This window comes from Pseudomonas sp. P65(2024) (assembly GCF_057480955.1).
The window spans coordinates 173,233-196,255 of sequence record NZ_JBLIYX010000002.1 but is presented as its reverse complement, the minus strand read 5'-3'; the positions used below and the strand labels follow the sequence as shown (position 1 = coordinate 196,255).

At 65.4% G+C, this 23,023-nt stretch carries 20 protein-coding genes and 1 riboswitch; of the genes, 14 read left to right on the top strand and 6 right to left on the bottom strand.

Annotated elements, in window-relative coordinates:
* Positions 1-60: 60 nt before the first annotated feature.
* Entirely contained in the window at positions 61-393 is a 333-nt protein-coding gene (locus AC25MA_RS03645; protein WP_028688291.1) for a DMT family transporter, read from the bottom strand.
* Between the two features lie 90 nt (positions 394-483).
* Between AC25MA_RS03645 and AC25MA_RS03640 the strand changes: the two genes are divergently transcribed.
* Together AC25MA_RS03640 and waaA are read left to right on the top strand one after the other, a co-directional pair.
* Positions 484-1,374 (top strand): LysR family transcriptional regulator, encoded by an 891-nt coding sequence (locus AC25MA_RS03640; RefSeq protein WP_028688290.1) that lies wholly within the window; start codon positions 484-486, stop codon positions 1,372-1,374.
* Positions 1,375-1,412: 38 nt separating this feature from the next.
* Positions 1,413-2,684 carry a lipid IV(A) 3-deoxy-D-manno-octulosonic acid transferase gene (gene waaA, locus AC25MA_RS03635; protein WP_062360171.1) on the top strand — a complete coding sequence of 424 codons (1,272 nt, stop codon included), beginning with the start codon at positions 1,413-1,415 and terminating at the stop codon, positions 2,682-2,684.
* Between the two features lie 158 nt (positions 2,685-2,842).
* Here waaA and AC25MA_RS03630 read toward each other — a convergent pair whose 3' ends face one another.
* Positions 2,843-4,276, bottom strand: a complete 1,434-nt coding sequence (locus AC25MA_RS03630) for a TolC family outer membrane protein (RefSeq protein WP_028688288.1) — start codon at positions 4,274-4,276, stop codon at positions 2,843-2,845.
* A gap of 160 nt (positions 4,277-4,436) precedes the next feature.
* Positions 4,437-4,543, top strand: a riboswitch (TPP riboswitch).
* 156 nt (positions 4,544-4,699) lie between these two features.
* On the opposite strand from AC25MA_RS03630, the gene thiC reads away from it, so the two are divergent.
* Positions 4,700-6,580 carry a phosphomethylpyrimidine synthase ThiC gene (gene thiC / locus AC25MA_RS03625; protein WP_062360170.1) on the top strand — a complete coding sequence of 627 codons (1,881 nt, stop codon included), beginning with the start codon at positions 4,700-4,702 and terminating at the stop codon, positions 6,578-6,580.
* Between the two features lie 164 nt (positions 6,581-6,744).
* Positions 6,745-8,028 carry a putative hydroxymethylpyrimidine transporter CytX gene (cytX, locus tag AC25MA_RS03620; protein ID WP_062360169.1) on the top strand — a complete coding sequence of 428 codons (1,284 nt, stop codon included), beginning with the start codon at positions 6,745-6,747 and terminating at the stop codon, positions 8,026-8,028.
* Here cytX and AC25MA_RS03615 read toward each other — a convergent pair.
* Positions 7,997-8,743, bottom strand: coding sequence for an RsiV family protein (locus AC25MA_RS03615; RefSeq protein WP_028688285.1), 747 nt, complete (start codon positions 8,741-8,743; stop codon positions 7,997-7,999). The genes cytX and AC25MA_RS03615 overlap by 32 nt on opposite strands.
* A gap of 185 nt (positions 8,744-8,928) precedes the next feature.
* Here AC25MA_RS03615 and AC25MA_RS03610 point away from each other — a divergent pair, with 185 nt between their 5' ends.
* The 9 genes from AC25MA_RS03610 (at position 8,929) to AC25MA_RS03570 (ending at position 18,231) form a co-directional block, all read left to right on the top strand.
* On the top strand, positions 8,929-9,546 hold the full coding sequence (locus tag AC25MA_RS03610; protein WP_028688284.1) for an NUDIX domain-containing protein: 618 nt from the start codon (positions 8,929-8,931) through the stop codon (positions 9,544-9,546).
* Positions 9,537-9,989 (top strand): DUF1249 domain-containing protein, encoded by a 453-nt coding sequence (locus AC25MA_RS03605; RefSeq protein WP_023630808.1) that lies wholly within the window; start codon positions 9,537-9,539, stop codon positions 9,987-9,989. Before AC25MA_RS03610 ends, AC25MA_RS03605 begins: the two co-directional genes overlap by 10 nt.
* 86 nt (positions 9,990-10,075) lie before the next feature.
* The gene (gene cpdA / locus AC25MA_RS03600; RefSeq protein ID WP_028688283.1) at positions 10,076-10,879 is read left to right on the top strand and encodes a 3',5'-cyclic-AMP phosphodiesterase; all 804 of its coding nucleotides are present in this window, start codon (positions 10,076-10,078) and stop codon (positions 10,877-10,879) included.
* 155 nt (positions 10,880-11,034) lie between these two features.
* Complete coding sequence (locus AC25MA_RS03595) at positions 11,035-11,643, top strand: YqiA/YcfP family alpha/beta fold hydrolase (protein ID WP_062360166.1); 609 nt, start codon at positions 11,035-11,037, stop codon at positions 11,641-11,643.
* Positions 11,644-11,676: 33 nt separating this feature from the next.
* A complete protein-coding gene (parE, locus tag AC25MA_RS03590) occupies positions 11,677-13,581 on the top strand; it encodes a DNA topoisomerase IV subunit B (protein ID WP_028688281.1) in 1,905 nt (634 codons plus the stop codon).
* Positions 13,578-14,564 (top strand): esterase-like activity of phytase family protein, encoded by a 987-nt coding sequence (locus tag AC25MA_RS03585; RefSeq protein WP_069016021.1) that lies wholly within the window; start codon positions 13,578-13,580, stop codon positions 14,562-14,564. Before parE ends, AC25MA_RS03585 begins: the two co-directional genes overlap by 4 nt.
* Positions 14,561-15,079: a retropepsin-like aspartic protease family protein gene (locus AC25MA_RS03580; protein WP_028688279.1), complete on the top strand. Its 519-nt coding sequence runs from the start codon at positions 14,561-14,563 to the stop codon at positions 15,077-15,079. Before AC25MA_RS03585 ends, AC25MA_RS03580 begins: the two co-directional genes overlap by 4 nt.
* Before the next feature lie 10 nt (positions 15,080-15,089).
* A complete protein-coding gene (gene parC, locus AC25MA_RS03575) occupies positions 15,090-17,345 on the top strand; it encodes a DNA topoisomerase IV subunit A (protein WP_028688278.1) in 2,256 nt (751 codons plus the stop codon).
* Between the two features lie 175 nt (positions 17,346-17,520).
* Positions 17,521-18,231 carry a PqiC family protein gene (locus AC25MA_RS03570; RefSeq protein ID WP_028688277.1) on the top strand — a complete coding sequence of 237 codons (711 nt, stop codon included), beginning with the start codon at positions 17,521-17,523 and terminating at the stop codon, positions 18,229-18,231.
* 189 nt (positions 18,232-18,420) lie between these two features.
* Here the strand turns inward: AC25MA_RS03570 and AC25MA_RS03565 are convergent, their stop codons facing one another.
* Positions 18,421-19,872, bottom strand: a complete 1,452-nt coding sequence (locus tag AC25MA_RS03565; protein WP_028688276.1) for a histidine kinase — start codon at positions 19,870-19,872, stop codon at positions 18,421-18,423.
* Between the two features lie 136 nt (positions 19,873-20,008).
* Here AC25MA_RS03565 and serB point away from each other — a divergent pair, with 136 nt between their 5' ends.
* Positions 20,009-21,223, top strand: coding sequence for a phosphoserine phosphatase SerB (gene serB / locus AC25MA_RS03560; RefSeq protein WP_028688275.1), 1,215 nt, complete (start codon positions 20,009-20,011; stop codon positions 21,221-21,223).
* Between the two features lie 98 nt (positions 21,224-21,321).
* Here the strand turns inward: serB and asd are convergent, their stop codons facing one another.
* Both asd and AC25MA_RS03550 read right to left on the bottom strand, forming a co-directional pair.
* Complete coding sequence (asd, locus tag AC25MA_RS03555; RefSeq protein WP_028688274.1) at positions 21,322-22,185, bottom strand: archaetidylserine decarboxylase; 864 nt, start codon at positions 22,183-22,185, stop codon at positions 21,322-21,324.
* A 9-nt stretch (positions 22,186-22,194) separates the two neighbouring features.
* Positions 22,195-23,004: a rhodanese-like domain-containing protein gene (locus AC25MA_RS03550; RefSeq protein ID WP_028688273.1), complete on the bottom strand. Its 810-nt coding sequence runs from the start codon at positions 23,002-23,004 to the stop codon at positions 22,195-22,197.
* Positions 23,005-23,023 lie beyond the last annotated feature (19 nt).

Sequence of the window (23,023 nt, the reverse complement as noted above, 5' to 3'; positions counted from 1 at the left end):
CTCGAAAACTGGGACAGGTGCGCAGTATACAGTTCACATGGGAACAGTGTTCCCCGTGGATCAATGCCCGGCGGTATTGGAAAACACCTGGATCACCACCACCCCGCCGACGATCATGGCCATGCCCAGCATCGCCGGCACATCCAGTTTCTGTCCGTAGATCAGCAACGCCGCGATGCTGATCAGCACGATGCCCAGCCCCGACCAGATCGCATAGGCGATGCCCACCGGAATGCTGCGCACCACCAGGGTCAGCATCCAGAACGCCACGCCGTAACCGCAGACCATCAGCAGCAACGGCAGCGGCGTGTTCAGCCCCTTGACCGCTTTCATGGAGGCGGTGGCGATGACTTCGGCGCAGATGGCGATGGCGAGATAGGTGTAGGCGTTCATGGTGCGGGTCCTCCGTTGCTGGATGGGCATTCTAGGGAATCCCTGGATGCGGTAAAGTCATTACCTATCTACTTTGGAGATAGGTTGGTCATGACAGAATACTGGAGCCTCGAGCAACTGCGCCTGTTCGTGCGGGCCGCCGAGTTGCGTTCGTTTTCCGCCGTGGCCCGCGAACAGCGCAAGGCCCAGTCGGCGATCAGCAGCGCCATCGCCTTGCTCGAGACGGACCTGGGTGTAACCCTGTTCGAGCGCAGCAGCGGCCGGCTGCCGCGCCTGACCGAAAGCGGCGCCGCGTTGCTGGAGGACGCCCGCGAGCTGTTGCGTCAGTGCGAGCGCCTGGATGGTCGGGCACAGGCCTTGATGCGCGGGCAGGAGGCGTTGTTGCGGGTGGCCCAGGACGAGGCCATGCCCTACCAGCCGGTGATCGACAGCCTCGACGAGTTGGCGGCGCACTACCCCTACCTGGAAGTGCAGCTGGCCAGCGGTGCCCAGGGCGATGTGGCGCGCAAGCTGGTGGAGCGGCGTGCCGACCTGGGGTTGTTCTTCCACCATGAAAGCATTCCCGCCTCGTTGGAGCGGCGCGCCCTGGGCAGCGTCGAGATGGTCACGGTGTGTGCCATCGACCACCCGCTGGCACACTTGGCCAAGGTCAGCCGCCAGCAACTGGCCCGTCATCGCCAGTTGCTGATCACCCCGCAGCAGAGTGGCTACCCGGGCGGCGAGGCGATCAGCCCGCAGGTCTGGCGCGCCGACAGTTTCTACGCCATGGCCGAGTTGCTGATGCGCGGTCTGGGCTGGGCCTGGCTGCCTCGGCATGTGGTGCAGTACCCCACCTACCAGACGCAGATGGTCGAGCTGGACAGCGAGTGGCGCCCGCCAGCGCTGGTAGCGGAGCTGGCCTGGCGGCGCGACGAACCGTTGGGCCCGGCCGCGCAGTGGCTGGCCGAGCGCTTCGCCGTGCACCTGAGGGCGATTGGCTGACAGGCCTTTTCGCGCGGTTCCTAGTAAACTCCGCCGCCATGAACAGAACCCTCTATACCTTGCTGTTTCACCTGGGCCTGCCGCTGGTCGCGCTGCGCCTGTTTCTGCGCGGGCGCAAGGCGCCGGCGTACCGTGCGCGGATCGCCGAGCGTTTCGCCTGCCAGCTGCCGGCGATGCGCCAGGGCGGCATCTGGGTGCATGCGGTCTCGGTGGGCGAGAGCATCGCCGCCGCGCCAATGGTCCGGGCCCTGCTCAAGCAGTACCCGGACCTGCCGATCACGCTTACCTGCATGACCCCGACCGGCTCCGAGCGCATCCGCGCGATGTTCGAGGGTGAGCCACGGGTGCAACACTGCTACCTGCCTTATGATCTGCCGTGGGCGGCCGGGCGGTTCCTCGACCATGTGCGCCCGCGCCTGGGCATCATCATGGAAACCGAGCTGTGGCCGAACCATATCCACCAGTGCGCCAGGCGCGGCATTCCGGTGGCGCTGGCCAATGCCCGGCTGTCCGAGCGCTCCGCCCGTGGCTATGCCCGCTTCGCCGGCCTGACCCGGCCGATGCTCGAGGAGATGAGCCTGATCGCCGTGCAGACCGAAACCGAGGCCGAGCGTTTCCGTACGCTCGGTGCGCGCGACGAATGCGTGCAGGTGACCGGTTCGATCAAGTTCGACCTCAAGGTCGACGATCAATTGCCGCCACGGGCCAGCGCATTGCGTGAACAGTGGGCTGCCCGGCAACGTCCGGTATGGATCGCTGCCAGTACCCATGATGGCGAAGACGCGTTGATTCTTGAGGCTCATCGTGAGCTGCTGAAGGTCCACAGCGATGCGTTGCTGATCCTGGTGCCGCGCCATCCCGAGCGTTTCGCGGCGGTGCATGAACTGTGCGCCGGCCAGTTCACCACAGTGCGCCGCTCGAATGGCGACACGGTCACGGCGCAGACCCAGGTGCTGCTGGGCGACACCATGGGCGAGCTGCTGTTCCTCTATGCCCTGGCCGATATCGCCTTCGTCGGTGGCAGCCTGGTGGCCACCGGCGGTCACAACCCGCTGGAGCCGGCGGCGCTGGCGCTGCCGGTGCTCATGGGGCCGCATGTGTTCAACTTCCTCGAGATCAGCGCGATGCTGCGCGAGGCGGGGGCGTTGCAGCAGGTGGATGACGCCGAAGGGCTGGCCGGGGCGGTGCGTCGGTTGGTCGAGCTGCCACAGGATGCGCGGCGCATGGGCGAGGCGGGCAGGGCGGTGATGCAGGCCAACCAAGGGGCGTTGCAGCGGTTGCTGGATGGGCTGGCTGCGCTAATCCGCTGATCTGTGAGGCGATGCGGTCCCTGTAGGAGCCGCCTTGTGTCGCGAAAGGGGGGCGAAGCGGCCCCGGGATCTGCGCATTACTGCTAGATTGCCGGGGCCGCGGTGCGGCCCTATCGCGACACAAGGCCGCTCCTACAGCGACCGCGAGCTCCCTTGGCTCAAGGCCGGCGTTCGAAGTTCTTCGCCGCCGCCGCCGCCAGGTCTGGTGGCAGGAAATCCTTGTCCGGGTTGTAGTCGGCCTTCAGGTACCGCCCCAGGTCCTGTAGGTCCTGGGGGCTCAGGGTGCCGGCCGCCTGCTTCAGGCGCAGGTTGTCGAGAATGTAGTCATAGCGGCTGTTGTTGTAGTCGCGCACCGAGGTGTACAGCTGACGTTGCGCGTCGAGCACGTCGACGATGTTGCGGGTGCCGACCTGGTAGCCGATCTCGGTGGCTTCCAGCGCGCTCTGGTTGGAGATGATCGACTGCTTGCGCGCCTGCACCTGCTCCACGTCGGTATTCACCGCGCGGTGCAGGTTGCGGGTGTTCTCCACCACCTGGCGACGCAGGCTTTCGCGCTGCTGCTCGCTCTGGGTCAGGCGCGCATAGGCCTCGCGTACCTGAGAACTGGTCAGGCCGCCGCTGTAGATCGGGATGTTCAACTGCAGGCCGACGCTGGTCTGCTCGACATCGCCACCGTAGCGCACCCCGTTCTGCGAGGGGTTGGTGAAACCGAGGTTGTCGTTGTCGCCCTTCTGATACTTGGCCACCGCGTCGAGGGTCGGCGCATGGCCGGCCTTGCGCTGGCGCACGGTCTCTTCGGCGGCCGCCACGGCGTGGTTGGTCGCCAGCAGGTTGAGGTTCTGCCGTCCGGCGGTCTCGACCCAGGCCTTGGCGTCGTTGGGCGTGGGCACCTGCACTGGCAGGGTGTGGACTACGCCCTGGATTGCCGTGTACTGGCGGTTGGTCAGGGTGATCAGGGCCTCGAAGGCATCCTGCACCTGGCGCTCGGCAATGATCCGGTTGGCCCGGGCGGTGTCGTAGCTGGCCTGGGACTGCAGCACGTCGGTCTTGTCCGAGAGGCCGACGTCGAAGCGCTCGTTGGATTGGTCGAGCTGACGCTTGAAGGCCGCTTCTTCGGCCTTGGTCGAGGCCAGGTTGTCCTGGGCGCGCAGCACCGCGAAGTAGTTCTCGGCGCTCTGCAGGATCAGGTTCTGCTCGGTGGCCGACAGTTCCAGGGCGGCCTGTTCGTTGACCGACTCGGCGGCTTGCAGCTGGAACCAGCGGTCGGCGCGGAAGATCGGCTGCGCCAGGGTGGCGCTCCAGGCGTTGCCGCTGCGGTTGGAGGTGACCGACGGTTCGTCGAGCTTGGTGCGGGTGTTCATCATCTCGGCGCCGGCCGAAAGGTTCGGCAGCAATCCGGCGCGGGCCTGGGGCACCACTTCACGGCGGGCACCGTAGTCGGCGCGGGCGGCGGCCAGGTCGGCGTTATTGTCGACCGCTTCCTGGTAGACGCTGACCAGGTCGGTCTTCACCGTCGTGGGCGTATCCACTGCCCAGGCCACTCCGTGGGACGCACAAGACACGGCAATTGCCAGTGAGAGTTTGCGCAGCATAGGGCAATCCTTGATCAAATTTTATTTACTGTACTGTCGGGTATCGGGCGATGCGCCAGTGTAGTGCCGCGCGCCGTCATCAACAATCCGCCACTTGTGCCATTTATCACCCCCGGATTTACCCGCTTGGCTTTGCCGGCCACTCCAGTCTAGACTGCGCATGTTCTTGTCGGGGTGCCTTGAAGCAAAGGCTGAGATCGCAGAGGTGCGGATCCCGTTGAACCTGATCAGGTTAGCGCCTGCGTAGGGAACAAGATTGCTCTCACATCCCGGGAGCCTCTTGTGCCAGGTCCGGGATCGTCACGGCTGCTTGCAGTCCACGGCACCCCATGTCCGGCACTGCACCCGTCAACACGGGTGCGTCCACGCCTTTCAGGTTCACCCCGACATTCCACCGCCTGGAAGCTGTCTGGAGAGCCTGTGATGAGCAAACAAGAAAAAACAATCAGTCTGAGCGAGTCGGCCCAAGTCGACCAACAGTCCGTGCAACCCCTGCCCAATTCGCGCAAGGTGTATGTCGAAGGTTCGCGCCCCGACATCCGCGTGCCCATGCGCGAGATCAGCCTGCACGACACCCCCACCGACTTCGGCGGCGAGAAGAACGCTCCGGTGCTGGTGTATGACACGTCCGGCCCGTACACCGACCCCAATGTCATCATCGACGTGCGCAAGGGCCTGGGCGATGTGCGTTCGGCCTGGATCGACGCCCGTGGCGACACCGAGCGCCTCGATGGCCTGAGCTCGAACTTCGGCCAGCAGCGCTTGAACGACGCGGAGCTTGCCAAGCTGCGCTTCGCCCATGTGCGCAACCCGCGCCGGGCCAAGGCCGGCGCCAACGTCACGCAGATGCACTACGCGCGCCAGGGCATCATCACCGCCGAGATGGAATACGTCGCCATCCGCGAGAACATGAAGCTGCAGGAAGCCCGCGCCGCCGGCCTGCTGGACCAGCAGCACGCCGGCCACAGCTTCGGCGCCAGCATCCCGAAGGAAATCACCCCCGAGTTCGTCCGCGAAGAGATCGCCCGCGGCCGCGCGATCATTCCGGCCAACATCAACCACACCGAACTGGAGCCGATGATCATCGGCCGCAACTTCCTGGTGAAGATCAACGGCAACATCGGCAACAGCGCCCTGGGTTCTTCGATCGAGGAAGAAGTGGCCAAGCTGACCTGGGGCATCCGCTGGGGTTCGGACACGGTCATGGACCTGTCCACCGGCAAGCACATTCACGAGACGCGTGAGTGGATCATCCGCAACTCGCCGGTGCCGATCGGTACCGTGCCGATCTACCAGGCCCTGGAGAAGGTCAACGGCGTGGCCGAGGACCTGACCTGGGAGCTGTTCCGCGACACCCTGATCGAACAGGCCGAGCAGGGCGTGGACTACTTCACCATCCATGCCGGCGTCCTGCTGCGCTATGTGCCGCTGACCGCCAAGCGCGTTACCGGCATCGTCAGCCGCGGCGGCTCGATCATGGCCAAGTGGTGCCTGGCGCACCATAAAGAGAACTTCCTGTACACGCACTTCGACGAGATCTGCGAGATCATGAAGGCCTACGACGTCAGCTTCTCGCTGGGTGACGGCCTGCGCCCGGGCTCGATCGCCGATGCCAACGACGCCGCTCAGTTCGGTGAACTGGAAACCCTCGGCGAGCTGACCAAGATCGCCTGGAAGCACGACGTGCAGTGCATGATCGAGGGCCCGGGCCACGTGCCGATGCAGTTGATCAAGGAGAACATGGACAAGCAGCTCGAGTGCTGCGACGAGGCGCCGTTCTACACCCTCGGCCCGCTGACCACCGACATCGCCCCGGGCTACGACCACATTACCTCGGGGATAGGCGCGGCGATGATCGGCTGGTTCGGTTGCGCCATGCTCTGCTACGTCACGCCCAAGGAGCACTTGGGCCTGCCGAACAAGGATGACGTGAAGACCGGCATCATCACCTACAAGATCGCCGCCCATGCCGCGGACCTTGCCAAGGGCCACCCAGGCGCGCAGATTCGTGACAACGCGTTGTCCAAGGCGCGCTTCGAATTCCGCTGGGAAGACCAGTTCAACCTGGGCCTGGACCCGGACACCGCGCGCTCGTTCCACGACGAGACGTTGCCCAAGGAGTCGGCCAAGGTCGCGCACTTCTGCTCGATGTGCGGGCCGAAGTTCTGCTCGATGAAGATTACCCAGGAAGTGCGTGAGTATGCGGCCAAGATCGAGACCGTGGATGTGACGGTCGAGCAGGGCATGCGTGAGCAGGCCGAGCGGTTCCGCCAGGAAGGCAGCCAGTTGTACCAGAAGGTGTAAGTAGACCTTGGGGGCCGCATCGCGGCCCTTTCGCGACGCAAGGCCGCTCCCACAGGTCCTGTATATGGCTCACGTCATACGCGGAGCCTGTGGGAGCGGCCTTGTGTCGCGATACGAGGACGCAGTCCTCGCCAGCAACAACTCCAATACTCCGGCGAGCCCCCATGACAACACCCAGTCACTTCTCCCCCGACCATTGCGTCCCCACCCACCACCGGCAGTTCGGCGCCCGCGACCTGTTTGCGCTGTGGTTCTCCCTCGGCATCGGCCTGATGGTCCTGCAGGTCGGCGCCTTGCTTGCCCCGGGCCTGGGATTGGCCGGCTCGATCCTGGCGATCACGCTTGGCACGGCGGTGGGTGTGCTATTGCTCGCGGCGGCCGGCGTGATCGGCAGCGACACCGGCCTCTCGGCGATGGGCAGCCTGCGCCTGACCCTGGGTCGCCACGGCGCGCGCCTGCCGGCCTTGCTGAACCTCCTGCAACTGGTGGGCTGGGGCTCGTTCGAGATCATCGTCATGCGCGACGCCGCCAGCCTGCTGGGTGCCCGCGCCTTTGGCGAGGGCAGCGGCTGGAGCAGCCCGTTGCTGTGGACCCTGTGCTTCGGCGCCCTGGCCACCCTGCTGGCGGTCTGCGGGCCGCTGGCGTTCGTGCGCAAGGTCCTGCGCAAATGGGGCATCTGGCTGCTGCTGGGCGCTTGCAGCTGGCTGACCTGGAACCTGTTCGCCAAGGCCGACCTGGCCGGGTTGTGGCAGCGCCCGGGGGATGGTTCGCTGTCCCTGGCCCTGGGCTTCGACATCGTCATCGCCATGCCGCTGTCGTGGCTGCCGCTGATCGCCGACTATTCACGCTTCGGCCAGCGCGCCAGCCGGGTATTCGGCGGTACGGCGCTGGGCTTTTTCATCGGCAATGCCTGGCTGATGAGCCTGGGCGTGGCCTATACCCTGGCGTTCGCGCCGAGCGGTGAAGTGAATGCGTTGTTGCTGGCGCTGGCCGGTGCCGGGCTGGGCATTCCGCTGCTGCTGATCCTGCTGGACGAGTCGGAGAACGCCTTTGCCGACATTCACTCCGCAGCGGTTTCCACCGGGCTGTTGATCAAGCTCAAGGTCGAGCACCTGGCCTTGGCCATCGGCGTGTTGTGCACGCTGATCGCCCTGCTGGCACCGCTGGCCCAGTACCAGAACTTCCTGCTGCTGATCGGCTCGGTGTTCGCGCCGCTGTTCGGCGTGGTGCTGGTGGATCACTTCGTGGTCCGTCGCCGTCGCCTGCCGGTGCTGGTCGAGGGCTTGCACGGGCGGGCGCTGCTGGCCTGGGCGGTGGGGGGAGCGGCCTATCACCTGCTGGCCAGCCAGGCGCCGGAGCTTGGGGCGACCCTGCCGGCACTGCTGCTGGCAGGGGGGCTGCATCTGCTGCTATCGCTCAGCCGCGGCCGGGAAACAGCTCGGGCCTGATCACGCCGTTGAGGCGCGGGTAGGGGATCTTCAGTTCGACGTGGCCCATGGAGTACGGGGCGATGGCGTAGACCTCGTACTTGATCACCACCGCGCCGTAGGTCAGGGCGATGTGCGGCGACTGCTTGAACGGCCAGGTCTTGACGAACTCGGGGTCCTTGTCCATGCCAGTGCTGATCAGCCAGGCGCGGTGGGACTCCTCGGCGGTCTTCCAGAAGGTCGCTTCCTGGCCGGGCACCAGCATGTCGTCCAGGGTCAGCACCTTGTCCAGCTTTCGCGAGTAGTTGATGAAGCCGCGCCCTGGCATGCCGTGGGCGCCGCCGCTGTCCAGGTAGCTGGACAGCTCGACGATCACCAGCCCGTCATGCTGTTCGCGTACCTTGGCCTGCAGGTAGCTGCTGTTGCGCTTGTCGGCGCGGGCCAGGTACTGCTGTTCATAGGCTTGCAACGAGGCCGGCGGGGTGCCGCGCTGGTTGTCCTCGGTGAGCATCAGCAGGCGTTTCTCGACGAGGGCGTCGAGCTTGGGCAGGGCGGGGAAGTGCACCACGTCGATGTTGACCAGTGGGCAGTCGCTCTCGCTGCAGCCGGGCTTGACGTGTTCCCAGGCCTCGCGCTTGACCTCGAGCGGAGCGCGGTAATTGGGCGTGAACAGGCTCTGGCAGGCGCCGAGCGCCAGTGCCAGGACGGCCACGGAAGTCAGTTTGACAAGCGTCATGTTGCCTCTTTCACAACGGTGATGATCGGCCTTGGACCGCCTGCGCGGCCTTCAGTTCGCCACTAAGCTAACAGAGAGCGGCGCGCCTGTCCCGGCTGCCTGAACGGTCGCCAGAAAGGGGTGAAACCGGGCGGCGCGCAGAGTAGGATTGCGCGATGCGGTAACCGAGGTATCAAGGAGTTTGCATGACGGACACGTTGAATACAGTGCCCACCCAGGTCGAAATCACCCGGCGTGAGCAGTTGTTCAAGGGCTTCTACAAGCTCGACAAGCTGCACCTTCGCCACGAATTGTTCGCCGGCGGCATGAGTCGCGAGTTCACCCGCGAGTTGTTCGTGCGCCATGACGCCGTCTGTGTGCTGCCCTACGATCCGCAGCGCGACGAAGTGGTGCTGATCGAGCAGTTTCGAGTCGGCGCCGTGGGCAAGATCGATAATCCCTGGCTGATCGAGATGGTCGCCGGCCTGATCGACAAGGACGAGCAGCCGGAAGAGGTCGCTCATCGTGAAGCCGATGAAGAAGCTGGCCTGACCTTCAGCGCGCTGTGGCCGATGACCTGCTACTTCCCCTCGCCAGGCGGCAGCGACGAGTACGTCCACCTGTTCCTGGGCCGTTGCATCAGTGAAGGTGCCGGCGGCCTGCATGGCCTGGAGGAGGAGAGCGAGGATATCCGTGTTCGCGTGTGGGCGTTCGAGGACGCCCTGCAGGCGGTGCGCGACGGGCGTATCTGCAACGCCGCCACGATCATCGGCCTGCAATGGCTGGCACTCAACCGTGATGAAGTTCGAGGTATGTGGAAGTGAACCTGCTGCGTGAGCGCTATCGGGTCGACCTGGTCGGGCTGCAGTCGGCCTGCGAGGCCAACTATGCCCGCCTGATGCGTCTGCTGCCGGACATGCGCACCACGCAGAGCTCGCGGCGCATCGGCATGACCCAGGGCGACCAGATGCTCGGCGTGCTGGTGCTTGAAGTGCTGCTGGCCTGTCCCTATACCACGACCCTCAAGGTGCGCCAGGAGCACAGTCTGCCCTGGCTGCCGGTGCCCGAACTGGAAGTGCAGGTCTACCATGACGCGCGCATGGCCGAGGTGGTCAGCGCCGAGCATGCCCGCCGCCTGCGCAGCATCTACCCGTACCCCAACACGGCGATGCACCAGCCGGACGAGAAAGCCCAGCTCAATCTGTTTCTCGGCGAATGGTTGAGCCACTGCCTGGCCTGCGGCCACGAACTGGAAGCGGTGCGCTGAAATTGTGATGCGCGTCGGTTTCGAGTACTTGCTCGAAACCGATCCGCCGCCATAATCGGTGCTGAATCCGTTCGAGGAGACGGCCGTTGCCGCAACCACACCCACTTTCGTCACCCGTCCATGTGGTGCAACTGACCGATGCCCACCTGTTCGCCGACCCGGCGGGCACTTTGCTGGGCCTGAATACCCGCGCGAGCCTCGGGCATGTGATCGACCAGGTGCGTCGCGAGCAGCCGCGTATCGACCTGCTGCTGTGCACGGGCGACCTGTCGCAGGACGCCAGCGCCGCCTCCTACCAGGCCTTCAGCGAGCTGACCTCGAAGTTGGAGGCGCCAGCGCGTTGGCTGCCGGGTAACCATGACGAGGCCCAGGTAATGCAGGCCGTGGCGCCGGAGCTGGTGCAGGCGGTGACGGACATTGGTCAATGGCGCATTGTCATGCTCGATTCGGCAGTGGTCGGTGCCACCTTCGGCGTGTTGGCGGACGACCAGTTGGCCGTGCTGGATCAGGCGCTGAACAGTGCGGGCGAACGCCATTGCCTGGTGTGCTGCCATCACCAGCCGGTGGATATCGGTTGTGCGTGGATTGCGCCGATCGGGTTGCGAAACGCCGATGAACTGTTGCAGCGCCTGCGCGGTTATCCACAGGTGAGGGCGCTGCTGTGGGGGCATATCCATCAGGAATGGGACGAGGTGCGCGACGGCGTTCGTTTCCTTGCCACGCCTTCAACCTGCATCCAGTTCGCGCCGCGTAGCGAGGAATTCAAGGTGAGCGAGGAGCAGCCGGGCTATCGCTGGCTGCGGCTGCACGCCGACGGACGGTTGGAGACCGGGGTGGAGCGGGCGCGCGATTTCGAGGTGAAACTGGATTTCGACAGCCCGGGCTACTGAGTCGGGGGACCGCTTTGCGGTCCTTTCGCGACACAAGGCCGCTCCCACAGAGATCGTGCCCCCGGCTGTTTGAAGAATTTGCTGCGAAAATCCCCACGCTGCGCCAATGCCCTTTGAACACGCTACACTGCGCGTCTTTGCGTCCGGGGGGCAGCATGTCGGGTTCCATCCTCTATATCCATGGCTTCAACAGCTCGCCGCTGTCGAAGAAGGCGCGCCAGCTCGAGGCGGTGATGCAGCGGATCGGCCTGTCCGACCAGCTGCGTGTCCCGGCCCTGCATCACCACCCGCGCCAGGCCATCGCCCAGCTGGAGGCCGCCATCGATGAGCTCGGCGCCCCCTTGCTGGTCGGCAGCTCACTCGGCGGCTACTATGCCACCCATCTGGCCGAACGCCATGGCCTCAAGGCCTTGTTGGTCAACCCGGCGGTCGGCCCGCACCGCCTGTTCGACGGCTACCTGGGTACCCAGCGCAACCTTTATACCGACGAGGCCTGGGAGCTGACCCATGATCATGTGGCCGCCCTGGCCGAACTGGAAGTGCCGCCGCCGCAGGACGCCGCCCGCTATCAAGTGTGGTTGCAGACCGCCGATGAAACACTGGACTATCGCCACGCCGAGCACTATTACCGTGCTTGTGCCCTGCGTATCCAGGCCGGTGGCGACCACAGCTACCAGGGCTTCGCCGAGCAACTCCCGGCCCTGCTGGCGTTCGCCGGTATTGCCCGTGGGCAGTATGCGGCGCTGGATTTTTCTGTATTTTGACTTTTGCATTCACCTGACTGACGACGAGAACCCATGGCCAATCCCAGCGCTAGCGCCTATAACGCAGACGCCATCGAAGTCCTCTCGGGCCTTGACCCGGTCCGCAAGCGGCCGGGCATGTACACCGACACCAGCCGGCCCAACCACCTGGCCCAGGAAGTCATCGACAACAGCGTCGACGAAGCCCTGGCCGGCCACGCCCGCTCGGTGCAGGTGATCCTGCATGCCGACCACTCGCTGGAGGTCAGCGACGATGGCCGCGGCATGCCGGTGGACATCCATCCCGAGGAGGGCGTTTCCGGCGTCGAGCTGATCCTCACCAAGCTGCACGCCGGCGGCAAGTTTTCCAACAAGAACTACCAGTTCTCCGGCGGCCTGCACGGCGTCGGTATCTCGGTGGTCAACGCCCTGTCGAGCCAGGTGCGGGTGCGCGTCAAGCGCGACGGCAACGAGTACCAGATGACCTTCGCCGACGGCTTCAAGGCCAGCGAGCTGGAAGTGGTCGGCACCGTCGGCAAGCGCAACACCGGCACCAGTGTGTACTTCACCCCCGACCCGAAGTACTTCGACTCGCCGAAATTCTCCATCAGCCGCCTCAAGCATGTGCTCAAGGCCAAGGCCGTGCTGTGCCCGGGGCTGTCCATCAGCTTCGAGGACAAGGGCACCGGCGAGAAGGTCGAATGGCACTACGAGGACGGCCTGCGTTCCTATCTGGTCGATTCGGTCAGCGAGTACCTGCGCATGCCCGACGAGCCGTTCTGCGGCAGCCTGGCAGGTAACAAGGAGGCCGTGGACTGGGCCCTGCTGTGGCTGCCCGAAGGCGGCGACAGCATCCAGGAAAGCTACGTCAACCTGATCCCCACCGCTCAGGGCGGCACCCACGTCAACGGTCTGCGTCAGGGCCTGCTGGACGCCATGCGTGAATTCTGCGAGTTCCGCAACCTGCTGCCACGCGGGGTCAAGCTGGCGCCTGAGGACGTCTGGGAGCGCATCAGCTTCGTGCTGTCGATGAAGATGCAGGAGCCGCAGTTCTCCGGCCAGACCAAGGAGCGCCTGTCGTCCCGCGAGGCGGCGGCATTTGTCTCCGGCGTGGTCAAGGACGCCTTCAGCCTGTGGCTCAACGCCCATCCCGAACTGGGCATGCAGTTGGCCGAACTGGCCATCAGCAACGCCGGCCGTCGCCTGAAGGCAAGCAAGAAGGTCGAGCGCAAGCGCATCACCCAGGGCCCGGCGCTGCCCGGCAAGCTGGCCGACTGCGCAGGCCAGGATCCGATGCGCGCCGAGCTGTTCCTGGTCGAGGGTGACTCCGCCGGAGGTTCTGCCAAGCAGGCGCGGGACAAGGAATTCCAGGCGATCCTGCCGCTGCGCGGCAAGATCCTCAACACCTGGGAAGTCGATGGCGGCGAGGTCCTGGCCAGCCAGGAAGTGCACAACATCGCCGTGGCCATCGGTGTCGACCCGGGCGCCACCGACCTTTCGCAACTGCGCTACGGCAAGGTCTGCATTCTCGCCGACGCCGACTCCGACGGCCTGCACATCGCCACCCTGCTGTGCGCGCTGTTCGTCCAGCACTTCCGTCCGCTGGTCGAGGCCGGGCACGTCTACGTGGCCATGCCACCGCTGTACCGCATCGACCTGGGCAAGGAGATCTACTACGCCCTGGACGAAGCCGAGCGCGATGGTGTCCTGGACCGTCTGGTCGCCGAGAAGAAGCGTGGCAAGCCGCAAGTCACCCGATTCAAAGGCCTGGGCGAGATGAATCCGCCGCAGTTGCGCGAGACCACCATGGACCCGAACACCCGGCGCCTGGTCCAGCTCACGCTGGACGACGTGCAGGGCACCACCGAGATCATGGACATGCTGCTGGCCAAGAAGCGCGCCGGTGACCGCAAGAACTGGCTGGAAACCAAAGGCAACCTGGCCGAGGTCCTGGTTTGATTCGTCCGTTGCTCATGGCCTGCCTGGCGCTGTTCGCCCTGCAGGCCCAGGCCGGCGACTGGCCGCAGCTCAAGCTCAGCGGCGAGCACGTGGTCGATGGCATGCGCGGCGGCAACCTGTCGGGCCTGGCCTGGTGCCGGGGCGCATTGTGGGCGGTGTCCGACCGCGATGACGATCGTATCTACCGCCTGGACCAGGAGGGCGCGGCCTGGCAGGCCCAGCCGCTGACCTTCACCCCGCCACCGGCCCCCGATACCGGGTTGCCCTGGGGGTTGAAGTCGCGCAACTGGGCATCGTCGTTTATTCGTGGCGGCGCGCTGGATTTCGAAGGTATCACCTGCGACCAGGCTGGCAACCTGTTCATCGTCAGCGAGGCCCAGGCCGCGGTGCTGCAACTGCCCCTGGAAGGCGAGCCGAACTGGCTGAGAATCGACCAGGCCATGGTGCGCCAGGCGCGAGCCAGCGGCATGCTGCTGCATTTCAACGCCTTGTTCGAAGGGCTGGCGATCAACCCTGCGGGCGATCGCTTGTGGCTGGCCGCCGAGCGTGAGCGACGCGGGCTGCTCGCCGTGCAGCGCCAGCAGTCGGTATGGACCTGCGGGCGCGGTTGCGTGCTGCTCAGCGAAGCCGGCGTGGAAATGCAGCCGCCGCAGTTCCCCGAGGCACGCCCGGTTTCCCGCGACTTCGCCGACCTGGCCTGGTTCGAGGGCAAGTTGTTCACCCTCGAGCGCAACGCTTATCGCATCTGCCGACGCGACGCTGACAGTGGCACCGTGGAGCGCTGCTGGTCGTTCGCCGCGGACGCCCTGGTGGAATCGCGTCGCTATTCACAGCCCTATGGCCTGGCCGAGGCGCTGGTGATCGACAAGGACGGCGCCTGGATCGGCGTGGACAACAACGACCGGCCACGGGCGGATGGTGAAGCGCGGCCGGTCGTCTGGCGCTTCGGCGCGCCGGCCGGCGGCTGGAGTGCCAAGCCATGAGCCAGCCAGCGGGCAAGCGGGCGGGCAGGGTGCTGATGATCGTTGCCTGGGCGGCGGCGATGTTTTTGGCCACGCGCTTTTTCGGCCAATGGGAGGCGCGTCAGCAGAATCCCAACGCCGTGGTGCAGAGCGAGCAGGGCGACGGCTTCGTCGAAGTTCGCCTGCTGAGCAACGGCCAGGGCCATTTCGTCGCTGACGGCGTGATCAATGGCCAGGTGGTGCATTTCATGCTCGATACCGGCGCCACCGATGTGGCGATCCCCGAGGCGCTGGCCCGCGACCTGGCCCTGGCCCGTGGCGCCCCGGTGCAACTGAGTACCGCCAATGGCCGCACCGAAGGCTACCGCACCCGGCTCGACAGCCTGCAACTGGGCGACATCCACCTGCGCGACGTGCGCGCTTTGGTGGTGCCGGGCCTGGATGGCCAGGCCGTGTTGTTGGGCATGAGCGCCCTGAAACAACTTGAATTTACCCAGCGCGGCGGCACCATGCTGCTGCGCCAGAACCTGAAATGACGAGGCTCGCATGAGCGACTTACTGGACAGTCTCGAAGGCGTCGAACGCCGTTCCCTGGCCGACTTCACCGAACAGGCCTACCTCAACTACTCCATGTACGTGATCATGGACCGCGCCCTGCCGCACATCGGCGACGGCCTCAAGCCGGTCCAGCGCCGCATCGTCTATGCCATGAGCGAGCTGGGTCTGGACGCCGACTCCAAGCACAAGAAGTCGGCGCGTACCGTCGGCGACGTGCTCGGCAAGTTCCATCCCCACGGCGACTCGGCGTGCTACGAGGCCATGGTGCTGATGGCCCAGCCGTTCAGCTACCGCTACACCCTGGTCGACGGCCAGGGCAACTGGGGTGCGCCGGACGATCCGAAGTCGTTCGCCGCCATGCGTTACACCGAGGCGCGCCTGTCGCGCTATTCCGAAGTGCTGCTCAGCGAGCTGGGCCAGGGCACCGTCGACTGGGTGCCGAACTTCGACGGCACCCTGCAGGAGCCAGCGGTGCTGCCGGCGCGCCTGCCGAACATCCTGCTCAACGGTACCACCGGCATCGCCGTGGGCATGGCCACCGACGTGCCGCCGCACAACTTGCGGGAAGTGGCCAGCGCCTGCGTGCGCCTGCTCGACGAGCCCAAGGCCACCATCGAGCAGCTGTGCGAGCACATCCAGGGCCCGGACTACCCCACCGAGGCCGAGATCGTCACCCCGCGCGCCGATATCCTCAAGCTCTACGAGACCGGCAAGGGCTCGATCCGCATGCGCGCGGTGTACCGTGTCGAGGACGGCGACATCATCGTCACCGCGTTGCCGCACCAGGTCTCCGGGGCCAAGGTTCTGGAGCAGATCGCCGCGCAGATGCAGGCCAAGAAGCTGCCGATGGTCGCCGACCTGCGCGATGAGTCGGACCACGAGAACCCCTGCCGCATCGTCATCATCCCACGTTCGAACCGCGTCGATGCCGCCGAATTGATGCAGCACCTGTTCGCTACCACCGACCTCGAGAGTACCTACCGGGTCAACGTCAACATCATCGGCCTCGACGGCCGTCCGCAGCTGAAGAACCTGCGCGCGCTGCTGCTGGAGTGGCTGGAGTACCGGATCGGTACCGTCCGTCGCCGCCTGCAGCACCGCCTGGACAAGGTCGAGAAGCGCCTGCACCTGTTGGAAGGCCTGCTCACCGCGTTCCTCAACCTGGATGAAGTGATCCATATCATCCGTACCGAAGAGCACCCCAAGCAGGCACTGATCGCCCGTTTCGACCTGACCGAAATCCAGGCTGACTACATCCTCGAGACCCGCCTGCGCCAGCTGGCCCGTCTGGAAGAGATGAAGATCCGTGGCGAGCAGGACGAGCTGCTCAAGGAACAGAAGCGCCTGACCACCCTGCTGGGCAGCGATGCCAAGCTGCGCAAGCTGGTGCGCAGCGAGCTGATCGAAGACGCCGAGACCTATGGCGACGACCGTCGCTCGCCGATCGTCGAGCGTGCCGAGGCCAAGGCGCTCTCGGAAAACGAGCTGATGCCGACCGAGCCGGTCACCGTGGTGCTGTCGGAGAAGGGCTGGGTGCGTTGCGCCAAGGGCCACGATATCGATGCCACGGGGCTTTCCTACAAGGCCGGTGACGGTTTCAAGGCCGCCGCCGCCGGACGCTCCAACCAATTCGCCGTGCTCATCGACTCCACCGGCCGCAGCTATTCGGTGGCGGCCCACAGCCTGCCATCGGCGCGCGGCCAGGGCGAGCCGCTGACCGGTCGTCTGACTCCACCGCCCGGCGCTACCTTCGAGTGCGTGCTGCTGCCGGAGGACGAGGCCCTGTACGTGGTGGCCTCCGACGCCGGCTACGGCTTCGTGGTCAAGGGTGAGGACCTGCAGGCCAAGAACAAGGCCGGCAAAGGCCTGCTCAGCCTGCCCAACGGCGCCAAGGTGATGACCCCGCGCCCGGTGGCCGACCGCGAGCAAGACTGGCTGGCCGCGGTAACCACCGAAGGCCGTCTGCTGGTATTCAAGGTCGCCGACCTGCCACAGTTGGGCAAGGGCAAGGGCAACAAGATCATCGGCGTTCCGGGCGACCGAGTAGCCAGTCGTGAAGAATTCGTCACTGACCTGGCAGTGATCAGTGAGGGGTCGACCCTTGTATTGCAAGCTGGCAAGCGTACCCTTTCTCTGAAACCAGATGATCTCGAGCACTACAAGGGTGAGCGTGGTCGCCGCGGTAGCAAATTGCCACGTGGTTTCCAGCGCGTGGATAGCTTGATGGTGGAAACCCCCGCCTGAGTGCATGGGCTGTCTGCTGCGGCGCTTTCGGCGCCGCTTCAGGCGGAAATGCTGGAGTCTGGCGGCTAATTCGCGGATGATAGGGCCCGCGTGGCGCCGGCGTGGCCGGGTGCCCGGATGAATCTACATGAGTATCACTGCGGTCAGTCTGGAGACGACCGCCTGGATGGGATGAATGAAATTTCTGCGCCTTCCATTTGCGTTGCTGGTGACCGGCTTGCTGGGCCTGAGCGGATGCAGCATGCATCAGCCGGTCGCCTTGTATCAGCTCGACAGCGGTGAACCCGGCCAGCCGACCCAGGCGGCGGGCATGGCGGTGGTGCTCGGCCCGGTATCGGTGGCCGACTACCTGCAACGTGAGACCTTTCTACAGCGGCAGGTCGATGGCAGTCTGACGGCAGCCACCGATGGCCGTTGGGCCGGCAGCCTTTCGTCGGATATCGACCAGTTGCTGGTGCGCCAGCTGGCCTGGCGCCTGGACAGCCAGCGCGTGGTGCTGGCACCGGCGAGCGCCGGCTTCACGCCGGACGTGCAGGTGCTGCTGTCCATTACCCGCCTGGACTCGGGCAAGAACCAGCCCGCGATCCTGGACGCCCAGTGGCGTGTGCTGGACCGCCGTGGCCAGGTGCGTGACAACCGCATCGTCCACCTCGAGCAGCCCCATGCGGGCAGCGAGTCTGCGCAGGTCCAGGCTCAGGGGCAATTGTTGCAGAAGCTGGCCGAACAGCTGAGCACCGCCGTTAAACCACTGGCCAACCAGCCGGCCATCGCCGAGGAGACGCCACGCAAGCCGGCGGCGCCGGTGCAGGTGAAGAAAGAGCCTGAGAAACCGAAGATTCCGATGGCCTCGCCGATTCGTACCGATATGGAAGTGTTCCGCTTCTGATATCCGCAGCCACAAAAAAGCCCGCAGCGATGCGGGCTTTTTTGTGTCTTTGGTCGGGAGACTTTATCAGATCTGCGTGGGAGCGGGCTTGTCCCGCGATAGGGCTTGCCAGGGCAGCAACATTGCCTGCCCCCGACGCTATCGCGGGGCAAGCCTGCTCCCACGCAAGTCCTAGATGAGCGGTGGCGCTCAGGCGCGGCGCTCGTGCATCCGTGCCAGCTGGCGTTCCAGCATCGACGGGTAAGGCTCCATCAGGCGTTCTACACAGCACGCACCTTCCGGGCTGGCAATCGGCCGAATACGCGCACGCTGGCGCACCAGGGCGTCATCGCTGATGCGGCGCTCCACCAGCAGCAGGTTGCGGCTGTGCTGCGACAGGGCCAGGGCGTCCTGGGCCTGTTCGGTCATTAGCAGGTCGACCTGATCCAGGCCTTGCAGGTCGTCAGCCAGCACCAGGCCCAGTTGCAGCTGCAGGGTGATGCCGCTGTCGGCCACCTCGATCTGCAGGGCGTGGCCCAGGGCGCGCAGCAGCTCGCCGCAGCAGATGGCATTGGTCAGGTAGTCCTCGCCGCTGTCGCGGCTGTGGAACAACAGCAGGGTGCTGCCGTCGTTCAGGGTGTGGACTTCGCCTTCGTACAGCGATGCAGCCTGCTCCAAACAGTCGCGGTAGCGCTCCAGCAGCTCGGTCAGGCGGGTGCGTGGCAGGCGACGCAGTTGCTCCTGGGAGCCCAACTGCACGGCCAGCACGGCACTGAACTGCGGCTCGTCGGACTCGACGATGACAGGCTTGGCCGGAGCGCTTTGCTCATCCATCAGGTCGGCGAAGGCGTCGTCGTCCTCGTCGTGCCCGGCAGTCTGTACCATCGCCTTGGCCCGTGGGGCGACCTTGGCAACTGGCGCGTCGTCGAAATCGTCTTCCTCGTCCTCTTCTTCAGGCTCAGGTGGCGGCGGTGGGGCGAGGCGCGCGTGCAGTTGGCGCGCCAGATCGCCGATTTCGTCCTGGCGGTCGATGCCCGGCGTGTAAGGGTGCGGGTCACGCAACCACACGCGCAACTGCAGCAGCGGCGTCGAGATAAAGCGTCCAAGGCGCAGGCTGAGGGTCAGGGCCAGGGCCAGCAGGATCGCGGCGAGGATACCCATGCTCTGCAAGCTGATCAGCATCGGTTGCTGGAACTGGTTCATGTCCAGGCTGATGCGCAACTGGCCGGCGGTCACGTCCTGGAAGGTGATCTTGGTCTGGTAGACCCCTTCGGTTTCGCCCAGCAGGCTGTTGCGCGGGCGCTGGCCGGCCTCGGCGAGGATGCGGTTGTCCACGCTGTAGATGGCCGCATGGGCCACCAGCGGGTTCTTCACAAGGTTGCCCAGCAGCACGTTGAGGCTGAGGATGTCGTTGGACACCAGCAGCTCGGTGGCCGAGGTGGCGGTCTGGGTGGTCAGGCTCTGGCCGACGGCATCGGCCTGCTCGTGCATGGCCTGCTTGAACTGCAGGCCCATCACGCAGGCATAGATCACCAGGGCCAGGGCCACCAGGAAAATGTTGTGGCTGGCAATGCGCAGGGCCAATGGAATTCGGCGCTGGCTCAGGGCTCGGTAGATCATCAGGAAGAAGTTGTCGGGTTTTACGGGCGTGGGCCGGTTCACAGAGCGCGGCTCTTTATGGCGAGAAAGTTGCTGCGCAGTATAGCGACACGCGTTTTGTCGGCAAAGTATCGTTGGCGCCCGGCGGTCATGGAAAATCGGTAGAATGCGCATTTTTCATCGAGTTGGAGCCCCGGTCTTGCGCGAAATCGTCCTGATCAACATCACTGGTGAAGACCGTCCGGGTCTCACTGCGGCCATCACCGGCGTCCTGCTCCAGGGCGGTGTGAGTATTCTCGACATCGGCCTCGCTGTCATGCACGGCACGCTGTCGTTCGGCATCCTGGTCGACATCCCCGATAACGAAGTGGCCACGGCGCTGCTGCAGAGCGTGCAGTCCAAGGCTCACGAACTGAACTTGCAGGCCCGCTACACCCCCATTTCCGAGGCCGACTACCAGCACTGGGCCGACAGCCAGGGTGAGGCCCGCCACATCGTTACCCTGCTCAGCCGCCGGATCACCCCGCAGCAGTTGCAGCGCGTCAGCGCCATCATCAGCGAGCACGACCTGACCATCGAGCGCATCGAACGGCTGTCCGCCCGCGTGGCGCTGGACGCCCAGATCGACAAGGGCAAGGCCGCGCTGGAAATCTCGGTGCGTGGCGAGCCGAACGACGGCCAGGCCCTGCGTGCGGCGTTCTTCGCGCTGTCCGAAGAGCTGAGCATCGACATCGCCTTCCAGAAAGACGACCTGTTCCGCCGCAACCGCCGTCTGGCGGTGTTCGATATGGACTCGACCTTGATCGAGGCCGAAGTCATCGACGAGCTGGCCAAGGCCGCCGGCGTCGGCGAACAGGTCGCGGCGATCACCGAGCGTGCCATGCGTGGCGAACTGGATTTTCGCGCCAGCTTCAAGGAGCGCATGGCCTTGCTCAAGGGGCTGGACGTGAGCGTGCTCGACCAGATCGGTGCTTCGCTGCGCCTGACCGAGGGCGCCGAGCACCTGTTTGCCGAACTCAAGCGCCTGGGCTACAAGACCGCCATCCTCTCCGGCGGTTTCACCTACTTTGCCAAGCAGGTACAGGCGCGCCTGGGCATCGACTACGTATTCGCCAACGAACTGGAGGTGGTCGACGGCAAGGTGACCGGGGTGGCCGTCGAACCGATCGTCGATGCCCAGCGCAAGGCCGACCTGCTGTTGCAACTGGCCAGTCAGGAGGGCCTGCAGCTCGAGCAGACCATCGCCGTTGGTGATGGGGCCAACGACCTGCCGATGCTGTCCCAGGCCGGCCTGGGCGTGGCCTTCCGCGCCAAGCCGCTGGTGCGCCAGTCGGCCAAGCAGGCCATCTCGACGCTGGGCCTGGATGGCGTGCTGTACCTGCTGGGCGTGCGTGATCGCGAAGCGCGCGGTTGATCTTGAGCCCAAGGAGGGCGAAGCCCTCCCAGCAATCCCAAGGCAAAAAAAGGCCCTGCATGACTTGAATCATGCAGGGCCTTTTGCTTACCGGATAGTCAGGCCTGGGTCGGCTGCGCCAGCAGCTCACCCATGCGCACCGCGGAGCCGGCACCCAGGCTCTCTGCCCACTTCACCTGCTCCGGCCCGAACAGCACGATGGCGGTGGAGCCCAGCTTGAAGCGGCCCAGTTCGGCGCCCTTTTCCAGGTGGATCGGTGCACGGCTGGCCTCGTCGTAGCGGAAGGTCTTCAGCTCGCGCTTCGGTGGCGTGACCAGGCCGGCCCAGACGGTCTCGATCGAGGCGACGATCATTGCGCCGACCAGCACCACGGCCATCGGCCCACGCTCGGTGTCGAACAGGCAGACCACGCGCTCGTTGCGGGCGAACAGCTCAGGCACGTTTTCCGCGGTGGTTTGGTTGACCGAGAACAGCCGACCCGGCACATAGACCATCTCGCGCAGGGTACCTGCCAGCGGCATGTGCACGCGGTGGTAGTCCTTGGGCGACAGGTAGATGGTGGCGAATTCACCGCCCATGAACGGTGCGGCCAGGGCCGGATCGCCGCCCAGCAGCTCCAGGGCGCTGTAGCCGTGGCCCTTGGCCTGGAAGATGCGGCCGTGCTCGATCGGACCGAGCTGGCTGACGGCGCCATCGGCTGGGCAGAGGATCGCGCCGGGGGTTTCGTCCAGCGGGCGGGCTCCCGGCTTGAGGGCGCGGGTGAAGAAAGCGTTGAAGTGCTCGTAGGCACTGAGATCTTCGACCAGCGCCTCGGACATGTTCACCTGGTAGCGCTTGGCAAACCAGGCGGTGAAGGCGTTCTTGAACCAGCGTGCGCGGCACTCGGCGACGCAGCCGGCCAGCCGCGACAGCAGGTGGTGCGGCAGCAGGTACTGGCTGATGATGAACAAGCGGGATTTCATTGAGCGTCCTTAAACTTCGACGGGCGTGTCGGGGTGATTGCCCCATTCGCCCCAGGAACCGGCATAGCCCTTCACCCGTGGATAGCCGAGGGCTTTGGCCACGAGGTAGGTGAAGCCGGAGCGGTGGTGGGTCTGGCAGTGGGTAATCACTTCCTTGTCGGGGGTGATGCCCAGGTTTTGCAGGACGTCGGCGATGTCCTTGCGGATGCGCAGGTGGTTGTTCAGGTCCATGCCGGCGGTCCACTCGAAGTTGATCGCGCCGGGAATGTGCCCGCCCTTGGCCGCCAGCACCTTCTCGCCGCTGAATTCCAGTGGCCCGCGTGCGTCCCAGATGACCAGGTCGGCGGCGCCCAGGCGGCTTTGCAGGTATTCGCGGGTAGCGGTGGGTTCGCCATGCAGGTGCAGGCTCACCGGGCCGCCGGCGACTTCGGGCGTTTCGGTGGACAGCTTGTCCGCCGGCCAAGCCTGGATGCCGCCATTGAGGTAGTGGTATCCCTTGTGGCCGATGACGTCGAGCAGCCAGATGAAGCGCCCGGCCCAGCCGCCGCCCTCGTCGTCGTAGACCACATACACTGCATCGTCGCGGTGGCCGAGTTCACCGAACAGTTTCTCCAGGTCGGCACGGGCCGGCAGCAGGCCGGGTGCCGGGGGCTGGCCCAACTGGGTGCGTTTCGGGTCGACGAAGCGGGCTCCGGGGATGTGCCCGCTGCCATAGCGGTTGGCGCTGGTCAGGTCGACCAGGATCAGCCGCGGCGAATCCAGGCGCGGCAGCAGGTCCTCGGCTTCGATCACCAGGGACAGGCCGGAAAAGTCAGTCATCCACGTTCTCCAGGGTGGA

Bases quoted from the DNA above. Each gene is read 5' to 3' on its own strand.
- AC25MA_RS03550 (WP_028688273.1), bottom strand. From the start codon at position 23,004: ATGACTGACTTTTCCGGCCTGTCCCTGGTGATCGAAGCCGAGGACCTG.
- AC25MA_RS03595 (WP_062360166.1), top strand. From the start codon at position 11,035: ATGTCGGGTTCCATCCTCTATATCCATGGCTTCAACAGCTCGCCGCTG.
- AC25MA_RS03640 (WP_028688290.1), top strand. From the start codon at position 484: ATGACAGAATACTGGAGCCTCGAGCAACTGCGCCTGTTCGTGCGGGCC.
- AC25MA_RS03610 (WP_028688284.1), top strand. From the start codon at position 8,929: ATGACGGACACGTTGAATACAGTGCCCACCCAGGTCGAAATCACCCGG.
- parE (WP_028688281.1), top strand. From the start codon at position 11,677: ATGGCCAATCCCAGCGCTAGCGCCTATAACGCAGACGCCATCGAAGTC.
- cytX (WP_062360169.1), top strand. From the start codon at position 6,745: ATGACAACACCCAGTCACTTCTCCCCCGACCATTGCGTCCCCACCCAC.
- parC (WP_028688278.1), top strand. From the start codon at position 15,090: ATGAGCGACTTACTGGACAGTCTCGAAGGCGTCGAACGCCGTTCCCTG.
- AC25MA_RS03570 (WP_028688277.1), top strand. From the start codon at position 17,521: ATGAAATTTCTGCGCCTTCCATTTGCGTTGCTGGTGACCGGCTTGCTG.
- thiC (WP_062360170.1), top strand. From the start codon at position 4,700: ATGAGCAAACAAGAAAAAACAATCAGTCTGAGCGAGTCGGCCCAAGTC.
- AC25MA_RS03615 (WP_028688285.1), bottom strand. From the start codon at position 8,743: ATGACGCTTGTCAAACTGACTTCCGTGGCCGTCCTGGCACTGGCGCTC.
- asd (WP_028688274.1), bottom strand. From the start codon at position 22,185: ATGAAATCCCGCTTGTTCATCATCAGCCAGTACCTGCTGCCGCACCAC.
- AC25MA_RS03645 (WP_028688291.1), bottom strand. From the start codon at position 393: ATGAACGCCTACACCTATCTCGCCATCGCCATCTGCGCCGAAGTCATC.
- waaA (WP_062360171.1), top strand. From the start codon at position 1,413: ATGAACAGAACCCTCTATACCTTGCTGTTTCACCTGGGCCTGCCGCTG.
- AC25MA_RS03630 (WP_028688288.1), bottom strand. From the start codon at position 4,276: ATGCTGCGCAAACTCTCACTGGCAATTGCCGTGTCTTGTGCGTCCCAC.
- AC25MA_RS03580 (WP_028688279.1), top strand. From the start codon at position 14,561: ATGAGCCAGCCAGCGGGCAAGCGGGCGGGCAGGGTGCTGATGATCGTT.